Consider the following 16,565-nt stretch of genomic DNA (forward strand, 5'->3'; position numbering starts at 1 on the left):
GCTCGCGGCCGTACGTCACGCCCCGTCGCGGGGTCGCATCTCCGCCGCGCGCTGACTCGGTGCGCGGCGATTGCTCACGGTACACGCTCCGCCGGAGGTGTCCGCAGGACGCTCGGCGTGCGCAGCACCAGGACCAGTGCCACCCAGGAGGCGGTCGCGCCGGCGATCACGGCGCCGGTGGCGCGGAAGGCCGCGAGCTGCGAGGCCCGGTCGGCGAGGTCCAGCGGGAGGGGGAGGCCGGCGATGCCTGCGGCCCCTGCGACCAGGCCGACGGCGCCGATCGCGCCGAGCACGAGGGCGCAGGCCAGCTCGGCCCGCGGCAGGCGCGGCACGTCCTGGCGGAGGTCGTGCCCGCGACGGCGCCGCCCCCGGCCGGCGTGCGCGGCCGCGCGGTGCAGCCGCCGCCTCGTGTGCAGCCCGTCCACCCCGAGCACGAGGAAGGTCCAGGCGGCGCTGACCGCGATCGCGCCGATCACGTCGCTGGGCCGGTGCCATCCGGTGACGAGGGTGCCGATGCCGGCGGCGCCGCTCCACAGCAGGCCGAGCGGGGCGACCAGCGGCCGGGCCCGTCCGGCGACGAGCACGAGAGCGATCATCGTCGTCGCCGCGAGGGTGGAGTGGCCGGAGGGGAAGGAGTTCGTGGTCGGCTCGATGCCGGGGCCCAGCACCTCGCGGCTGACCAGCAGGTGCTTGATCACCTGGGTGGTGAGGTTCGCGCCGAGCACGAGCGAGGCCAGCGGCAGCAGCAGCGCGGGACGGCGCCGCAGCAGCGCGATCACGGCGGCGAGCGCGAGCAGGGCGATGATCACCGGCATGCTCACCGTCTCCACCGCGAGCTCCGCGATCCGCGAGAGAAGGCCGTCGTGGTTCCGGGAGCCGGAGAGGGTCAGCTGGTCCAGCCGCTGACCGCTCGCGGTGCCGACCGCGCCGCGGGCCATCAGCACCACCGCCGCGCCGCACACCGCGGCGACCAGCAGCGACAGCAGCGGCCGGGCGAGGCCGACGGGGGAGGGCGGTGCGGGCTCCGCCGCGGGGAGGGCCTCGGGCGCCGTCACAGGGCCACCATCCCCGTCAGCGCGAGCTCGCGCACGGCGGGCAGGATCCGGGCGCGGGTCTCCTCGACGTCGGCGTCGGTGAGGGCGCAGACCGCGGCGATCACCTGGCCGAGGGTGAGCGTCCCGTCGAGCGCGCCGACGGTCGCGGCGAGCGCCTGGTCCGCGGGGACGGTGCGGGCGAGGCCCGCCCCCTGCACCAGCTCGATGAGGAGCGGGTCCCACTGGCCGGGGGTGAGGTGACGGCGCTCCACGACGTCCTCGGCGCGGACAGGGCGGGTCGCGGCGAGCGCCTCGTCGTCCAGCGCGGAGAGACGGTCGAGCGCGGCGAGGGAGGCGGCCAGGTGCTCCGAGAGGGTGCCGCTGCCGGTGCCGGTCGCGAGCTCGGTGCGCAGCAGGCCCCGTCGGCCGGCGTCGGGACGGCGCAGCAGCAGGTAGCCGAAGCCGATGCCCTCGACCGCGCGGGAGGCGAAGTCCTCGAGCCAGGCGTCGATCAGCGCGTCCCAGCGGTGATCGCGCGGCGTGATCCCGCCGTCGCGGGCCCAGGTCCCTGCGTACTCGGCGGGGTCCTCCCGGTCGCGCTGCAGCACCCAGGCGTCGACCCCGTCGGCGAGCGCGGGCTCGAGCCATGCCCGCGGATGCGCGAAGCCGTCCTCCTCGTCGGTGATCTCCCAGTTGCCGAGCATGACGGCGCTCGCACCCGGGGCGAGGTGCGCGGGGAGCTGGGCGAGCAGCTCGGCGAGCAGGGTGTCGCCGGCGCGGCCGCCGTCGCGGTAGGTCCAGGGGTCGTGCTCGTCGTCGCCCGCGCGGGGCGTGATCACGAAGGGCGGGTTGGAGACGACGAGGTCGAAGACCTCGCCGGCGACGGGCTCGAGGAGGGAGCCGCGGCGCAGGTCGAGCTCGATCCCGTTCAGCGCCGCGTTGAAGGCGGCGAAGGCGAGGGCGCGCTCGGAGAGGTCGGTGGCCACGACGTGCTCGGCGTGGCGGGAGGCGTGCATCGCCTGGATCCCGCCGCCGCAGCCGAGGTCGAGCACCCGGCCGACGGGCGTGCGGGGCGTGATCCGGGCCAGGGTGAGGGAGGCGCCGCCCACGCCGAGGACGTGCTCGGGGGAGAGAGGGGCGCCGGTCGCGAGCTCGGAGAGGTCCGAGGCGACCCACCAGTGGAGGGGGCCGGCATCGTCCTCGGCGGCGTAGGGGGCCAGGTCCACGAGGGCGCGGACGGAGGGAGCGTCGGCCGCGGACCCGTCGGCCGTGTGCACGTCGGCCGTGTGCACGTCATGCCCGTCGGCCGTGGGCCGGTCGCCGGCGGGGCAGTCGGCGGGGGCGAGCAGGCCGAGCCGCTGCGCGCCCTCGAGACCGAGGGTGGGCAGCGCCGCGGCGACCCGGGCCGCGGGCAGCGTCTCGCCGAGCACGAACAGAGAAAGGAGCGTCGCGGCCGGATCGGTGCTCCCGGCGACCCGGCGACGGGCCGGCGCCGGGTCCTCGCGACGCAGCGCGGCGGAGGCGACGGCGCCGAGGACCTCCTCGAGGTGCTCGGTGACGTAGCGGGACTCGCGCAGGTCCGTGCCGAGGGCCTCGATCTCCGCGGTCAGGACGGTCGGGGCGGCGGCCGGTGCGTGCTCCGGGGCGGTGGCGGGCATGGCTACGATTGTGCCCCAGCGCGCCCGGAGGATTCCGGGGAGGACGTGCGGAGAATGCGCAGACCCTGTGGGGACGCGGGAGGACGGTGAGGGATGCGGGCAGGCAGGGCCTCGGAGCTGCTCGCCGACCTCAGCGCCCCGCTGATCCGCCACGGCTGCCTCACCCACGTCGAGCGGCGGCCCGCCCGCGAGGGCCGACGCGGCAGCTTCCCGGAGTGGACCGACCCGCGCCTGGTCCTCCACCTCGCCGAGCGCGGCATCACCGCCCCCTGGATCCACCAGGATCAGGCCGCGCGCCTGGCGCACGACGGCCAGGACGTGGTGCTCGCCACCGCCACCGCCTCCGGCAAGTCCCTCGCCTACCTGCTGCCGACCCTCACCGCGGTCGGGGCGCGGGAGATCGACCCCGAGGCGCCCCGCGCGACAGCGCTCTACCTCTCGCCCACCAAGGCGCTCGCCGCGGACCAGCTCACGAACATCACCGCCCTCGCCGACGGGGCCGGGATCCGCGACGCCCGCATCGCCGTGTACGACGGGGACACCCCGGCCGAGCAGCGCCGCTGGGTGCGCCGCCACGGCACCGTGGTGCTCACCAACCCCGACATGCTCCACTTCGGGATCCTGCCCGGACACGAGCAGTGGGCCCACTTCTTCCGGGCGCTGCGCTACGTGGTGATCGACGAGTGCCACAGCTACCGGGGGGTGTTCGGCAGCCATGTGTCGATGGTGCTGCGGCGCCTGCGCCGGATCGCCGCGCGGTACGGGGCCGATCCCACCTTCGTGCTCGCCTCCGCCACCACCGCGAACCCGGAGCTGTCCGCCTCACGGCTGATCGGACGGGATGTCGAGGCGGTCACCGAGGACGGCTCGCCCCGGGCCGGGCTCACGATCGGGCTGTGGGAGCCGGGCACGCGCGCCCGCGTGGACGGCCGCGGCGACCCGGCGCGATGGGAGGAGCCGGGCCGCGACGCGAACGACGGCGAGGAGGACGAGGGCCGCGACGGGGACGGGCAGGGCCGTCGCGAGGAGCCGCTGCGCCGCTCGGCCACCAGCGAGGCCGCCGCGCTGCTCGCCGATCTCGTCGAGCGGGACGTGCAGACCCTCGTCTTCGCCCGCTCGCGGCGCGGGGCGGAGCTCGTCTCCACCGGGGCGCGGCGCCTGCTGGGGCAGAAGGCGGAGGAGGGCGCCGATGCGCGCCTGGCCGATGCCGCGCAGCGGATCGCCGCCTATCGCGGCGGCTATCTCGCCCGCGAGCGACGCGGGCTCGAGGACTCCCTGCGCAGCGGCGAGCTGCGGGCCCTGGCCTCCACCAACGCCCTCGAGCTCGGGATCGACATCTCGGGGCTGGACGCCGTGGTCGTCGCCGGCTGGCCCGGCACCCGCGCCTCGCTGTGGCAGCAGTTCGGCCGCGCCGGCCGCCGGCAGGACTCGGACGGCGGCTCCCTGGCCCTGTTCGTCGCCCGCGAGGACCCGCTGGACACCTACGTGGTCCACCACCCCGAGACGGTGTTCGGCGCCGAGGTCGAGGCGGCCGTGTTCGACCCCGCGAACCCCTACGTGATGACCCCGCACCTGTGCGCCGCCGCCTCCGAGCTCGCGATCCGCGACGGCGAGGAGGAGATCTTCGGGCCGACGGCGCGGGAGCTGCTCACGACCCTCGCCGCCCGCGGCGTGCTCCGCTCCCGCGCCACCGGCTGGTACTGGACGCTGAGCGAGTCCGCGCACGAGCTCACTGACCTGCGCGGCAGCGGCGGGGAGCCGGTGCGGATCGTCGAGGAGGCGGGCGGGGAGCTGCTGGGCACCGTCGATGCCGCGAGCGCCCACACCCAGGTCCACGACGGTGCGGTGTACCTCCACCAGGGGCGCAGCTACGTGGTGAACCGGCTGGACGTTGACCAGGCCGTCGCCTTCGTGCGGCGGGAGGACCCGCTGCACTCCACCCATCCGCAGTCCGCCTCGACGCTCCGGATCCGCCAGGTGGACCGCGAGGTGCCCTGGAAGGGTGGGGTGCGGCTCTGCTTCGGCACCGTGGACGTCACCGACCAGGTCACCGGCTACCAGGTGCGGGACGTGTTCACGCAGGCCGTCCTCGCCCAGCACCCGCTGGACCTGCCGCCGCGCACCCTGACCACCAAGGCCGTGTGGTGGGTGGTCCCGCGCGAGCGCACCGACGCCGCCGAGATCCCCGCCGAGGAGCTGCCGGGGGCGCTGCACGCGGCCGAGCACGCCGCGATCTCGATGCTCCCGCTGCTGGCCACCTGCGACCGCTGGGACATCGGCGGGCTCTCCGCCGCTCAGCACGAGGACACCGGGGAGCCGACGATCTTCGTGTACGACGGGGCGCCCGGCGGCGCGGGCTTCGCCGAGCGCGGGGCCGACGACGCCGCCGCCTGGGTGCGGGCGACGGCCGACATGATCGCCGAGTGCGGCTGCGAGGCGGGCTGCCCGGCCTGCGTGGTCTCGCCGAAGTGCGGCAACGGCAACGAGCCGCTGTCGAAGGCGCAGGCCGTGCGGCTCCTGGGGCTGCTCGAGGAGTGAGAGCGCCGCGCCGTCGGACGCGCCGCACCACCCATGATGGACGAAATGTCCGATTCGGGACCATACTGGGTTGCGACGCCCGCGACGGGCGGGGCCGTCGGGGCCCGCTCTCGAGCAGCTCCCGGCGGTGCGGGTGGAGCGGCATGGCCGCATCGGGCTGAGGAGCCGCCGATGAACAGCGCAGTGACCGGCAGTGCAGCGACCGACAGCGCGGGGACCGTCAGCGCGGGGACGGGCAGTGCGGGGACGGACCGGGGTCGGGCCTCCCGGTCCGGTGCTCCTGCGCGCCGCGGTCCGCGCGAGAGGCTGGCCGCCCTGGTCTCCCCGCCGCGCGTCAACGCCCTGGACATCGCCCGCGCCCTCGCGATCCTCGGGATGATCGGGGCGCACGCCGGGGACATCCCGCCCTTCGACCCGACCTGGCCGGCCAGCTACCTCTCGATCGTGCACGGCAACTCCTCGATGCTCTTCGCCGTGCTCGCGGGGATCTCGATCGCCCTGGTGACCGGGCGGCGGCGGATCCCGGAGCCGGCCGAGCTGCCGCGGCTGCGCGCCTCCCTGCTGGGCCGGGGCATCGCGATCTTCCTCATCGGCCTGGTGCTCGAGATGATGGGTACCGGGGTCGCGGTGATCCTCACCTTCTACGGGGTCGTGTACATCGCGGCGCTGCCCGTGATCCGGCTGCGCCCCTCCCGCCTGCTGCTGCTCGCGCTGCCGATCGCGCTGCTCGGGCCGGTGCTGGTCACTCTCTCCGAGATGCTCTCGCTCGGCTCCTACGGGCCTGGCGTCGATCTCGTGCTGACCGGCAGCTACCGCTTCACCGCCTGGGCGCCGCTGATCCTGCTGGGGATGGCGCTGGGCCGGATGCCGCTGGACCGGCCCGGGGTGGCCGCGAGGATCGCCGCGATCGGCGCCGGGGCCGCGGTGCTCGCGACCGCTGCCGGGATGGCGCTCGCCGCGCTGCTCGGCACGCTCGCCCCCGAGGTGTACGGGCCCGAGGCGGAGTCCGCGGCATCGAGCGCGGTCGTCGAGGAGGGCGCCGAGGAGGAGGACGAGCCCGGCCTCGGCTGGGACGGCTACGGGGAGTCCCTCGCGGCGATGGACCCGGCGTGGGAGCTCGGCGAGTCCGTGATCTCGCTGACGCCGCACTCCGGCTCGACGCTGGAGATCTTCCGCTCGGGCGGGATCGCGCTGGCCGTAATCGGAGGGCTGCTGCTGATCGCGCGACCCCTGCGCTGGGCGCTGCTGCCGCTGTCGGCGATGGGATCGATGCCGCTGACCGCCTACTCGGTGCACCTGGTCTCCCTGGTCGTGCTCGCCGGGCCCGGCGGATGGATCGCGGACAACCGCGTCTGGGTCGCCTCCGCCGTGGTGCTGCTCGTGGCCTGCACCGCCTGGTCCGCGCTCAAGGGGCGCGGACCGCTGGAGCGGGTCACCGCCTGGGCCGCGCGGCGCGCCGGGCAGGCGGTCCCCGCCGCGGCACCCGGCCCCGCCCCGAGGTCCGCCGTCCGGTAGGTCGCTGGCGGCAGGTCGTCGCGGCGTCGGGGCCTTCGTCTCGTGCGGAGCCCGTCCTCGCTCACGTCTCCGGGACCTCCGACGGCCCGGGGCCCGCCCTCGCTTCCGCGACCGCGGAGGGGAGCGCTCCGGCGTCGACCTCGACCCGGACGAGCACGTCCCATTCCCGCTGCTCGCAGCCGGTGAGCATCGCGCCGTTGCGCTCGGCCGTCTCCGCCGCGACCCGGCAGGGGTGCGGATGGGCGACCGCGAGCGCATCGGCGCCCGCGAGGGAGGCGAGATCCGCGGCGGTGCCCGCCTCGGCCCGGGCGAGCACCCCGCCGCCCAGCAGCGCGAGGGCGGCCACCACCGTGGTTGTCGTCCCCGTCCAGGCCAGCACCGACGCGCCTGACGTGCTCATGGCGTCCCTCCCTCGAGCAGCTGCGGCTCGAGCCGTGCCTCGGCGTCGGCGCTGAGGGACCAGGACGCGCCGGACATCGGCCCCGCGGGGGCGTGCAACGTGCGCGTCACCTCGACCCGCACCCACTGGCCGGAGCCCGAGACGGACACGGCCGTGCCCTCCCCGCCGATCCGCTCCGCGACCTCGACCGCCACCGCGGTCTCCTCTCCCCGGGCGAGCTCCCGCACCGCGCCGCGCGCCGCGCTCTCGAGTCTCAGCTGGGAGGCCAGGCCCGCACCGGTCAGCAGCACGACCACCACCATCACCACCACGACGGGCAGCACGATCGCCGTCTCCGCCGTGGCGGACCCCCGGTCGTCCCGCAGGCGGGACGACCGGGCGGACCGCATCATCACGACCCCATCGACAGGGCGGAGGTGATGATCCCCATCAACAGGGTCCGCACCTCCCCGGACGCCAGCAGGGCGACCAGGACGGCGGCGAAGCCGCAGGCCGCGAGCACGGTGATCGCGTACTCGGCGGTGGAGGCGCCGGTCTCGTCCCGCCAGCGGCGGGCGAGGGTGCGGCGCAGTCGGTTCCTCGTGCAGTGCATGGTGCTCCTCCTTCGTTCTGCGGGGCGGCGCTCGCCGTCCCGCGGTGGCGGCTCCCGCCGCCGTCGCCGTCCCCGGGCGGGGACGACGGACCGGGACCTTCCCGGTGGTCCGTGGCCTCACGCTCCGCCGGAGGTGAGGGAGAGGGTGCCGCCCAGCAGGGAGATCACGGTCGGCACGATGCCGAGGGCGACGAAGGCCGGCAGCAGCGCCGCTCCGGTGGGCAGCACGAGGCGGACGGCGAGCTCGGCGGCGCGCACCTCGGCGTCCCGGGCGCGGCCGCGACGGGCGTCCCGCGCCGCCGAGCGCAGCACTCTCGCGAGGTCCGCGCCGGTCTCCTCCGCGAGCACGGCGGAGCGTCCCAGGGCGTCGAGCTCCGCGGGGAGCGCGTCGACCGCGAGCCGTGCAGGGACCCCGGCGGCGAGGGCGGAGGCGACGGCCCGCATCGCCTCGGCGTCCGACCCTCCCGGCAGGGCCGCGGCGACCGCGGCGAGGGCGCGGGACAGCGGCAGCCCCGACTCGAGCGCCCCGGCGATCAGCTCGAGCGCCACCGACGGGTCCACCTCCGTGCGCAGGGGAGGGTCGGCGCTGCGCAGCAGGCGGCGCATCCACCACCAGCCCAGCACCGTCAGGGCGATCCCCGCCCCGCCCAGCAGCCGTCCCGAGGTCGAGGCGACCAGGAGCCGCAGCGGGTCGCCGCCCAGGAGCATGCCGAGGCCCAGTCCGGCCAGCGGCAGCACGAGCAGGATCCGGGCGGTCGAGCGCGGGCCCGCGAAGGCGCTACGCCGCGCCTGCGCGGCGTCGTGGAGGTCGCGCAGGGCGTCGGCGAGGTGCTGGAGCATTACGGCGGCCGGGGCGCCCGTCCGCTCGCACACCGCGAGCGCGGCGCCGAGCGAGGCAACCGTCGGCGCACCGCGCAGCCGTCCGCCCGCCGCGCGGCGCGGATCCGCTCCGGCGGCGGAGGCGCGGGCCAGATCCCGCAGGTCCCCCTCGGGAAGGGTGCGCGCGAGCGCGCCCCAGCCCTGCCGGATGCTCGCCCCGGAGCTGATCACGCTCGCGAGCTGCTCGACCGTGCGGGCCAGGTCCAGCGGACCCGACGGTGCGCGGCGGGACCGGGAGGCCCTCGCCGGCGCTCCGGCGGGGAGCGCCGGCGGGACGAGCACCCACAGCAGCACGAGCGCGAGGGCGCCGACGGCGAGGACGGGGATCATGCCGCCCTCCGTCCCGCTGCCCGGACGGGCCCCTCGTCCGCTCGGTGATGCAGGCGGGAGGCGAGATGCTCCGCGGCCGGCCCCTCCCGCAGCGTCCCGCCGTGCGAGCGCAGCGCGGTCCGGGCGGTGAGCATCCCGTCCCCTCCGCGCGAGAGCACGGCGATCTCCTCCAGCACGCGCAGCCCGTCGCGTCGGCCCAGGTGCACGACGACCTCGAGGGCGCTCGCCACCTGCGCGGCGAGCGCGCCGCGGTCCAGCCCGCCGAGGGCGCCGAGCGCCTCGAGCCGGGCAGGGACGTCCGCCGCAGTGTTCGCGTGGACCGTGCCGCAGCCGCCGTCGTGCCCCGTGTTCAGCGCCTGCAGGAGCTCGCGGATCTCCTCGCCGCGGCACTCCCCGAGCACGATCCGGTCCGGCCGCATGCGCAGGCTCTGCCGCACCAGCGCGGTGAGGTCGACGGCGCCCGCGCCCTCGCTGTTCGCGTGCCGCGACTGCAGGTGCACGACATGGGGGTGGTCCACGGCGAGCTCGAGCACGTCCTCGACCACGACGATGCGCTCCTGCGGCAGAGCCTCGTGGAGCATCGCGGCCAGCAGCGTCGACTTCCCGGTCCCAGTGCCGCCCGTGACAAGGAAGGGCACCCGGGAGCGGATCAGCGCGCGAAGCACCTCCCGCACAGCGGGGGTCAGCGCCCCCAGACGCTCGAGATCGTCGAGGTCCAGGCGGTCCCGCGAGGGCAGGCGCAGCGAGAGGATCGCCCCGCCCGGGGAGAGCGGAGGGAGCACGGCATGGAAGCGGATACCGGAGGGGAGGTGCGCATCGGCCCAGGGCACCGCATCGTCGAGGCGACGACCGCCGGAGGTCGCCAGGCGCACCGCGAGATCCCTCGCCTCGCCGGCGGTCAGGCGGAGCCCTGCGGGACGGAGCCCGCACGAGTCGTCGACCCAGACCGTCCCGTCGTCGTTGACCAGCAGGTCCGTCACCCCGGGGGCGACGAGCCCCTGCAGGGGGCCGAGGCCGTCGACATGGTCCCGCACCCGCGCGGTCAGCTCGAGGGTCGCCGCGGCGCCCAGCACCCGTCCCTGGGCACGCAGCACCCGGGCGATCCGCGGCACGTCCACCGCGCCGGGCGAGCGCACCAGGTCCTCCCTCACTCCGGCGAGGAGGTCGTCGAGGGCGTCTTCGTCCGTGCTCCGGCCGCTCATGCCGGCTCCTGCATCAGGAGCTCGGCGAGCAGCTCACGAGCGGCGCGATCCGCACCGCGGCGTCGTACGTCCAGCAGCGGGACGGCGCCGCGGGGGCTGTCGCGGAAGGAGGCGGCGAGGGGGAGGGCGAGGTCCTCGGCGACGTCGGCGGGGGAGAGCCCGCCGCCGCGGCGCACCACCGCTCTCGTGAGCCCGGCCGGCGGCGACCACTCCCGCAGCCGCCGCGCGGCGGAGCGCACCGCGTGGTCGCTCGCGGGCAGCACCAGCAGGAGCTCGTCCAGGTGCTGGGCCGCGCAGGGCACGAGCGCAGCGGCGAGGTCCACCACGACCGTGCCGTCGAGAGGGCCGAGCGCCGCGAGCACGCGCGGCAGGTCCTCCTGGTCCGGTCCGGGCCCCTCCCCGGCCACGAGCAGGTGCACCTCGTCGATGCGCGGCAGGCCCGAGCGCAGGGCCTCGCCGTCGTCGACGCCGAGCGAGGCGGTCTGCGACCAGTCCAGACCCGGGGCGCCGCTCGCCTCGACCAGCAGATCGAGCCCTCCGCCCAGCGGATCCGCGTCCAGCAGCGCCACGGGGCCGTGGCGGCGCGCGGCCCCGGCGAGCCGGGCGGCGAAGCTCGAGGCGCCGGCCCCGCCGCACCCTCCGGTCACGCCGATCAGCCGGGCGCCCGAGCGGGTGCGGGTGAGCTCGGCAAGTCGCGAGAGCAGCTCCTCGGAGGCCGAGGGCAGCGGCAGGACCGCGAGGGCACCGGCCTCGAGCGCGAGGGGCCACAGCTCCGCGGGCACCTCCTCGGCGGCGAGGACGACGACCAGCGGGGCACGGCCCGGGGCGGCGCCGGGGGAGCGGGGCGCGCCGTCGCGGAGGGCGTCGGCGGGGATGACGGTGCAGCCCGCCGTCTCGTGGGGATCCTCGAGGAGCCAGGAGCCGGCCGCCGTGGCATGGTCCGCGACGAGCTCCCTCAGGGGACCCTCCGGTCCCACCCATCGGACACCCCGTCGGGGCCTGCCGGGGCTCTCGGCGCGGTCCTGCCCGGCACCGGGGAAGCGGGAGCGGGGCCGTCGCGGCGCGCGGGCCGGGGCGGGGGCGAGGGCGTTGGGAGCCGGAGCCCGCTCGGAACCTGCGGAGCTCGGCGAACGGTCGGCGGCGGAGGTGATCGTGCTGGTCATGCCGCCATCGTGGCGGGCGGGGGCGGAGGACGACAGGCCGTCGACGCGATGGTGGACGGACGGGGTCTGTGGAGGAGAGGTCGCCGGGACGAGGGTCCTTGCGTCCTCCTCTCCGGGCGCGTAATGTGAGATGCACCACGACGGATACCGGCATCGGAACCCACGTACGACTGGTCCCCGCAACGGACCGGCTGTGAGACGTCGACAGCGTCACCGCAGCTGCTTCACGTGTACGCCTGATCCCGATGCAGACGGCCCGTCAGGAGCGGCGGTGCGACTCGATCGCACCGCCGCTCCACCATGTCCGGACCCGGCGCGAGAGCCGACCGGGCCGGAGCGTCCTCAGAGCTCCAGGTCCACCACGACCGGAGCGTGGTCCGAGGCGCCCTTGCCCTTGCGCTCCTCGCGGTCGATGAACGAGCCGGTGACCGCCTTCTGCACGGCAGGGGAGCCGAGCACGAAGTCGATGCGCATGCCCTCCTTCTTCGGGAAGCGCAGCGCCTGGTAGTCCCAGTAGGTGTACACCCCGGGCCCGGGGTGCTCGGGCCGCACCACGTCGGCGAAGCCCTCGTCCACGACCGCGCGGAAGGCCGCCCGCTCCGGCTCGGTGACGTGGGTCTTGCCCTCGAAGAAGTCCATGTCCCACACGTCGTCGTCCTGCGGGGCCACGTTGAAGTCGCCGACGAGCGCGACCTTCGCCGCCGCGTCCGCGGCGAGCTCGCGCGCGCCCTCGGCGCGCAGCGCCTCGAGCCAGCGCAGCTTGTAGGGGTAGTGCGGGTGGTCCAGCTCGCGGCCGTTGGGCACGTACAGCGACCAGATCCGCAGCCCGTTCCCGACAATCCCGCCGAGCGCCCGGGCCTCGACCACCCCGGTCTCGTCCTCGGGCCAGGTGGGAACGGCCGGGAGCTGCGTGTGCACGTCGGACAGGCCCACGCGCGAGATCAGCGCGACCCCGTTCCACTGGTTCAGCCCGTGCGCCGCGACCTCGTAGCCGGCCGCCTCGAGCGCGGTCAGGTCGAGCTGGGCGGGCTTCGCCTTGATCTCCTGCAGGGCGAGGACGTCCACCTCGTGCCGTTCGAGGAAGGCGAGCACGCGGTCCATCCGGGCCCGCAGCGAGTTGATGTTCCAGGTCGCGATGCGCATGGTCCCGATCCTACGGGGCCTCGGCGCACGGCTGTCGGGAACCGTCAACGGCACCGCCCGGACCTGCTTAGACTCTCTCCATGGCGCGCGCACTCGTCACGGGATCCACTTCAGGGCTGGGACTCGAGTTCGGCTGGCAGCTGGCCGGCACCGGGCACGACCTGGTCCTCGTCTCGCGTGACGAGGACCGGCTGCGCGCCGTCGCCGAGCAGATCCGGGATGTCCACGACGTCACGGTCGAGGTGATGTCGGTCGACCTCTCCGACCGCCGCGAGCTCGAGCGGGTCGAGGTCCGCCTGACCGACCCCGTCGACCCCGTCGACCTGCTCGTGAACAACGCCGGCTACGGGCTGCGCGGCGGCTTCCTCGAGGTGGGGATCGAGGACCACGAGAAGCAGTTCGACACCCTGATGCGGGCCGTGCTCGTGCTCTCCCACGCCGCGGCCCGGTCCATGGTCCAGCGTCGCCGCGGAGCGATCCTCAACGTCAGCTCCCTCGCCGGGTACACCACCGCCGGCCCCTACGCGGCCTCCAAGAGCTGGGTCACCGTGTTCACCGAGTCCCTCGCCATGGAGCTCAAGGGCACCGGCGTCACCGCCACCGCCCTGCTGCCCGGCTTCGTCCAGACCGAGTTCCACGAGCGGGCCGCGATGTCGATGGACGGGCTGCCCCGCATCACCTGGCTGAAGGCGCCGTACGTCGTCGAGCAGGCGCTGAAGGACGCGGCCAAGGGCTCGGTCCTGTCGATCCCGTCGGTGAAGTACCGCACCGCGGGGGAGGTGTCCCGGATCGCGCCGCGACCGCTCGTGCGCGCCATGACCTCCCCGAACTGGTACCGCCGCCTGCAGGCGCGGTCGGTGGAGCGCTCCCGCCGTCGGGCCTCGCGCCGCAATCTCCGCGCCCCCTGGCAGCGCGAGGACGACGCGCTCTGACGAGGTGGGCATCCACTACCCTGGCCGCATGTCCTCCACCAGCACGGATCCCGTCCACCAGCTCCCGATCGACGAGGCCCGCGAGCGTCTGCGCGTCCTCATCCGCGACCTCGCCGTGGTGCGCGGGCGCGTCACCCTCTCCTCGGGAGCGGAGGCGGACCACTACGTGGATCTGCGCCGCATCACCCTGCACCACGAGGCCGCGCCGCTCGTCGGCCGCGTCATGCTCGACCTGCTGCGTCGTGAGGGCCTCGTGCCCGGCGTCGAGGCCGTCGGCGGCTTGACCCTGGGCGCGGATCCCGTGGCGACCTCGATCCTGCACGCCTCCGCCGCCGATCCGTCGCTCGATGCGCTGGACGCCTTCGTGGTCCGCAAGGCGAACAAGGCCCACGGCCTGCAGCGCCGCATCGAGGGCCCGGACGTCACGGGCCGTCGCGTCGTCGCGGTCGAGGACACCTCCACCACCGGAGGCAGCGTGCTCACGGCCTGCGAGGCCCTCGCCGAGGCCGGCGCGGACATCGCCGCGGTCGCCGTGATCGTGCACCGTGCCGACGCCTCCCGCGACGCGGTCGAGCAGGCCGGACACCGCTACCTCTCCGCCTACGACATCTCCGAGCTGGAGATCTGAGGGCGGGGCTCCCGGCCCCCGACGGGACCCGGCCCGCCGGGATCAGACCTGGTCGAAGGCGAAGGTGTCGCAGGAGGCGATCGTGCCCTGCTCGTAGCCGGTGGTGAACCAGGCCCGACGCTGCTCCGAGGAGCCGTGGGTCCAGGTCTCGGGCCGCACCTGCCCGCCGGCGACGTCGCCCTGGATGTGGTCGTCGCCCACGGCGCTGGCGGCAGAGAGCGCGGACTCGATGTCCTCCGCGGTCAGCGGCTGCAGCATCGCATTGCCCTCGTCGTCCACGGAGTTCGCGGCGTGGTGCGCCCACACCCCGGCGTAGCAGTCGGCCTGCAGCTCGAGCCGCACCCCGTCGGACTGCGGGCCGGTCTGGGAGCGGTCCGCGGTCTCCATCACCCCGGTCAGGTACTGGATGTGGTGGCCGTACTCGTGGGCGACCACGTACATCTTCGCGAGCTGCCCGCCGTCGGCCCCGTACTGGGTGGCCAGCGCGTCGAAGAAGGACACGTCGACGTAGAGGGTCATGTCGGCCGGGCAGTAGAAGGGGCCGACGTCGGCGGTCGCCGCACCGCAGCCGGTCTGCACCTGGTCCTCGAAGATGCGGCCCTGTGCCTCGACGAAGTCGATGCCCTCGGCGGGGGCGAGCTGCCCCCACGTGGAGTCCGCGGACTCCACGGTCGCCTGGACCAGGCAGTCGTCGCTCTCGTTGGCGTCGGCACCGGTGAGGCAGTGGTCCAGCGAGCCGCCCTCGGCCGCCGGCCCCTGCTGCGTGCTGCTGCCGCCGCCGAGCAGGTCCAGCGGGTTGCCGCCGACCAGCGTGTAGATCAGGACCACCACCAGCAGCAGGCAGCCGGCGCCGCCGCCCAGCTTGAGCCCGCCGCCGCCCCGCCCGCCGCCGCGCGGCGAGAAGCCGCCCCCGCCGCGACCAGCGGCGGAGACGTTGTCGGAGCGGATCTCCGCGTTCGGGTTGAAGGTCATGCGCACAGAGTAGACCGGGCATCCGCTGTGAACAGCTGGAACAGCGATGGTGGAGGTCCTGGGCAGGAGGCGGGCGGGCCGGGGCGCGCCCCCGGGGCGGGCACCTAGACTCGGAGGCGGGCCGACGAGGTCCGACTCCTCCACCACGACCTCCGGGAGCCACCTGCATGAACATCGTCGACTGGGCCGTCTCGACCATGGACGCCCTCGGGCCGCTCGGCGTGTTCCTGCTGATCTTCCTCGAGAACATCTTCCCGCCGATCCCCTCCGAGGTGATCCTGCCGCTGGCGGGCGTGACCTCCGCCGGGCCGAACCAGTCCTTCTGGCTGATGCTGCTGGCCTCGATCGCGGGCTCCGTCGTCGGGGCGTGGCTGCTGTACGGGATCGGGCGCCTGTTGGGCCCCGAGCGGCTGCGGGTCCTCTTCATCCGCCTGCCGCTGGTGCACGTGGAGGACTACGACAAGACCGTCGCGTTCATGGACCGCCACGGCTACAAGGCGATCTTCTTCGGCCGCTTCGTGCCCGGCATCCGCTCGCTGATCTCGATCCCGGCCGGCCTCTACGCGATGCCGCTGGGGATGTTCACCCTGCTCACCGCGGTCGGCAGCGGCATCTGGAACACCCTGTTCATCACCATCGGCTACTTCATGGGCTCGAACTGGACCGTCATCGAGCCCTACACCGACATCTTCTCCAACGTCGCCTACGCCGTGATCCTCCTGATCGTGCTGTGGTTCGGGGTCAAGCTCGTGCTGCGCGAGCGCAAGCGCCGCGCGCTGGGACTGCCCGATCCCGACGCGGAGGAGAACGCGGCCCTCGACCAGGCGAGGTCGTCCGACGAGAGCCCCGCCGAGGGCGAGGCGCGGCAGCGCGCCGAGGAGCGATGAGCCGGGCGTCCCACGAGCCCGACGCACCCGAGGCGACGGGACCGTCCCGCGAGGTCGGCGTCGGCCCCCATCCCGAACCCTGGCCCGAGGATCCCCGCCTGGACCCCGAGCTGCTCGCCGGCGGCGACCGTCGCAACGTCGAGGACCGCTTCCGCTACTGGCGGCGCGAGGCGATCATCGCCGAGCTGGACACCCGCCGCCACGACCTCCACGTGGCGATCGAGAACCTCGAGCACGACGCGAACATCGGCTCCGTGGTCCGCACCGCGAACGCCTTCGCCGTCGGTGCCTTCCACATCGTCGGCAGGCGCCGCTGGAACCGCCGCGGCGCCATGGTCACAGACCGCTACCAGCACGAGATCCACCACCCCGACGCCGCCCACCTGATCGCCTGGGCGCGCGAGCAGGGCAGGCCGCTGGTCGCGATCGACCTCGTGCCCGGGGCGGTCCCGCTCGAGCGCACCGCCCTGCCCCGGAACGCGGTGCTCGTGGTGGGGCAGGAGGGGCCGGGGGTGAGCCCCGAGCTGCTGGAGGCGGCGGACCTCGTTCTCGGCATCACCCAGTTCGGCTCGACCCGCTCGCTCAACGTCGCCGCGGCCGCCGCGATCGCGATGCACGCCTGGGTCCTCCAGCACGCCGAGATCCCCGAGGGCCCGCTGCGCTGAGCCGTCCACGCGGGACCCCCGGCCGGA

Annotated in this window: 16 protein-coding genes; 6 read left to right on the forward strand and 10 right to left on the reverse strand. The window is 75.2% G+C overall.

Translation table 11 applies throughout. From position 1 onward, the window contains the following. Positions 1–74: 74 nt before the first annotated feature. Together A4A78_RS05875 and A4A78_RS05880 are read right to left on the reverse strand one after the other, a co-directional pair. Positions 75–1,055 carry a phosphatase PAP2 family protein gene (locus A4A78_RS05875; RefSeq protein WP_062947410.1) on the reverse strand — a complete coding sequence of 327 codons (981 nt, stop codon included), beginning with the start codon at positions 1,053–1,055 and terminating at the stop codon, positions 75–77. Further along, positions 1,052–2,692, reverse strand: coding sequence for a methyltransferase (locus A4A78_RS05880; RefSeq protein ID WP_062947411.1), 1,641 nt, complete (start codon positions 2,690–2,692; stop codon positions 1,052–1,054). The genes A4A78_RS05875 and A4A78_RS05880 overlap by 4 nt, the downstream gene beginning before the upstream one ends. 93 nt (positions 2,693–2,785) lie before the next feature. Here A4A78_RS05880 and A4A78_RS05885 point away from each other — a divergent pair, with 93 nt between their 5' ends. Further along, complete coding sequence (locus tag A4A78_RS05885; protein ID WP_062947412.1) at positions 2,786–5,230, forward strand: DEAD/DEAH box helicase; 2,445 nt, start codon at positions 2,786–2,788, stop codon at positions 5,228–5,230. A 171-nt stretch (positions 5,231–5,401) separates the two neighbouring features. Beyond that, positions 5,402–6,745 carry a heparan-alpha-glucosaminide N-acetyltransferase domain-containing protein gene (locus tag A4A78_RS05890; RefSeq protein ID WP_062947413.1) on the forward strand — a complete coding sequence of 448 codons (1,344 nt, stop codon included), beginning with the start codon at positions 5,402–5,404 and terminating at the stop codon, positions 6,743–6,745. A gap of 61 nt (positions 6,746–6,806) precedes the next feature. Here the strand turns inward: A4A78_RS05890 and A4A78_RS05895 are convergent, their stop codons facing one another. From A4A78_RS05895 to A4A78_RS05925, 7 genes are all read right to left on the reverse strand, one after another. Beyond that, positions 6,807–7,145, reverse strand: a complete 339-nt coding sequence (locus A4A78_RS05895) for an Rv3654c family TadE-like protein (protein WP_062947414.1) — start codon at positions 7,143–7,145, stop codon at positions 6,807–6,809. Next, positions 7,142–7,537, reverse strand: a complete 396-nt coding sequence (locus A4A78_RS05900; protein ID WP_062948108.1) for a TadE family type IV pilus minor pilin — start codon at positions 7,535–7,537, stop codon at positions 7,142–7,144. The genes A4A78_RS05895 and A4A78_RS05900 overlap by 4 nt, the downstream gene beginning before the upstream one ends. Next, positions 7,537–7,737: a DUF4244 domain-containing protein gene (locus A4A78_RS05905; protein ID WP_010549540.1), complete on the reverse strand. Its 201-nt coding sequence runs from the start codon at positions 7,735–7,737 to the stop codon at positions 7,537–7,539. The genes A4A78_RS05900 and A4A78_RS05905 overlap by 1 nt, the downstream gene beginning before the upstream one ends. Before the next feature lie 117 nt (positions 7,738–7,854). After that, on the reverse strand, positions 7,855–8,946 hold the full coding sequence (locus A4A78_RS05910) for a type II secretion system F family protein (protein ID WP_062947415.1): 1,092 nt from the start codon (positions 8,944–8,946) through the stop codon (positions 7,855–7,857). Beyond that, positions 8,943–10,148: a TadA family conjugal transfer-associated ATPase gene (locus A4A78_RS05915; RefSeq protein ID WP_062947416.1), complete on the reverse strand. Its 1,206-nt coding sequence runs from the start codon at positions 10,146–10,148 to the stop codon at positions 8,943–8,945. The genes A4A78_RS05910 and A4A78_RS05915 overlap by 4 nt, the downstream gene beginning before the upstream one ends. Beyond that, on the reverse strand, positions 10,145–11,311 hold the full coding sequence (locus A4A78_RS05920; RefSeq protein ID WP_062947417.1) for a hypothetical protein: 1,167 nt from the start codon (positions 11,309–11,311) through the stop codon (positions 10,145–10,147). Before A4A78_RS05920 ends, A4A78_RS05915 begins: the two co-directional genes overlap by 4 nt. 342 nt (positions 11,312–11,653) lie before the next feature. Then, the gene (locus A4A78_RS05925; protein WP_062947418.1) at positions 11,654–12,454 is read right to left on the reverse strand and encodes an exodeoxyribonuclease III; all 801 of its coding nucleotides are present in this window, start codon (positions 12,452–12,454) and stop codon (positions 11,654–11,656) included. Positions 12,455–12,534: 80 nt separating this feature from the next. On the opposite strand from A4A78_RS05925, the gene A4A78_RS05930 reads away from it, so the two are divergent. Continuing rightward, the gene (locus tag A4A78_RS05930; protein WP_062947419.1) at positions 12,535–13,386 is read left to right on the forward strand and encodes an SDR family oxidoreductase; all 852 of its coding nucleotides are present in this window, start codon (positions 12,535–12,537) and stop codon (positions 13,384–13,386) included. Between the two features lie 28 nt (positions 13,387–13,414). Then, positions 13,415–14,014 (forward strand): orotate phosphoribosyltransferase, encoded by a 600-nt coding sequence (locus tag A4A78_RS05935; protein WP_062947420.1) that lies wholly within the window; start codon positions 13,415–13,417, stop codon positions 14,012–14,014. A gap of 42 nt (positions 14,015–14,056) precedes the next feature. On the opposite strand, the gene A4A78_RS05940 is transcribed toward A4A78_RS05935, so the two are convergent. Continuing rightward, positions 14,057–14,986, reverse strand: a complete 930-nt coding sequence (locus A4A78_RS05940) for a neutral zinc metallopeptidase (RefSeq protein ID WP_082835204.1) — start codon at positions 14,984–14,986, stop codon at positions 14,057–14,059. 167 nt (positions 14,987–15,153) lie between these two features. On the opposite strand from A4A78_RS05940, the gene A4A78_RS05945 reads away from it, so the two are divergent. After that, positions 15,154–15,873, forward strand: coding sequence for a DedA family protein (locus A4A78_RS05945; protein WP_062947421.1), 720 nt, complete (start codon positions 15,154–15,156; stop codon positions 15,871–15,873). Beyond that, complete coding sequence (locus A4A78_RS05950) at positions 15,870–16,538, forward strand: TrmH family RNA methyltransferase (protein ID WP_062947422.1); 669 nt, start codon at positions 15,870–15,872, stop codon at positions 16,536–16,538. Before A4A78_RS05945 ends, A4A78_RS05950 begins: the two co-directional genes overlap by 4 nt. Positions 16,539–16,565 lie beyond the last annotated feature (27 nt).

Source organism: Brachybacterium sp. sponge (assembly GCF_001613775.1).
GTDB lineage: Bacteria > Actinomycetota > Actinomycetes > Actinomycetales > Dermabacteraceae > Brachybacterium > Brachybacterium conglomeratum.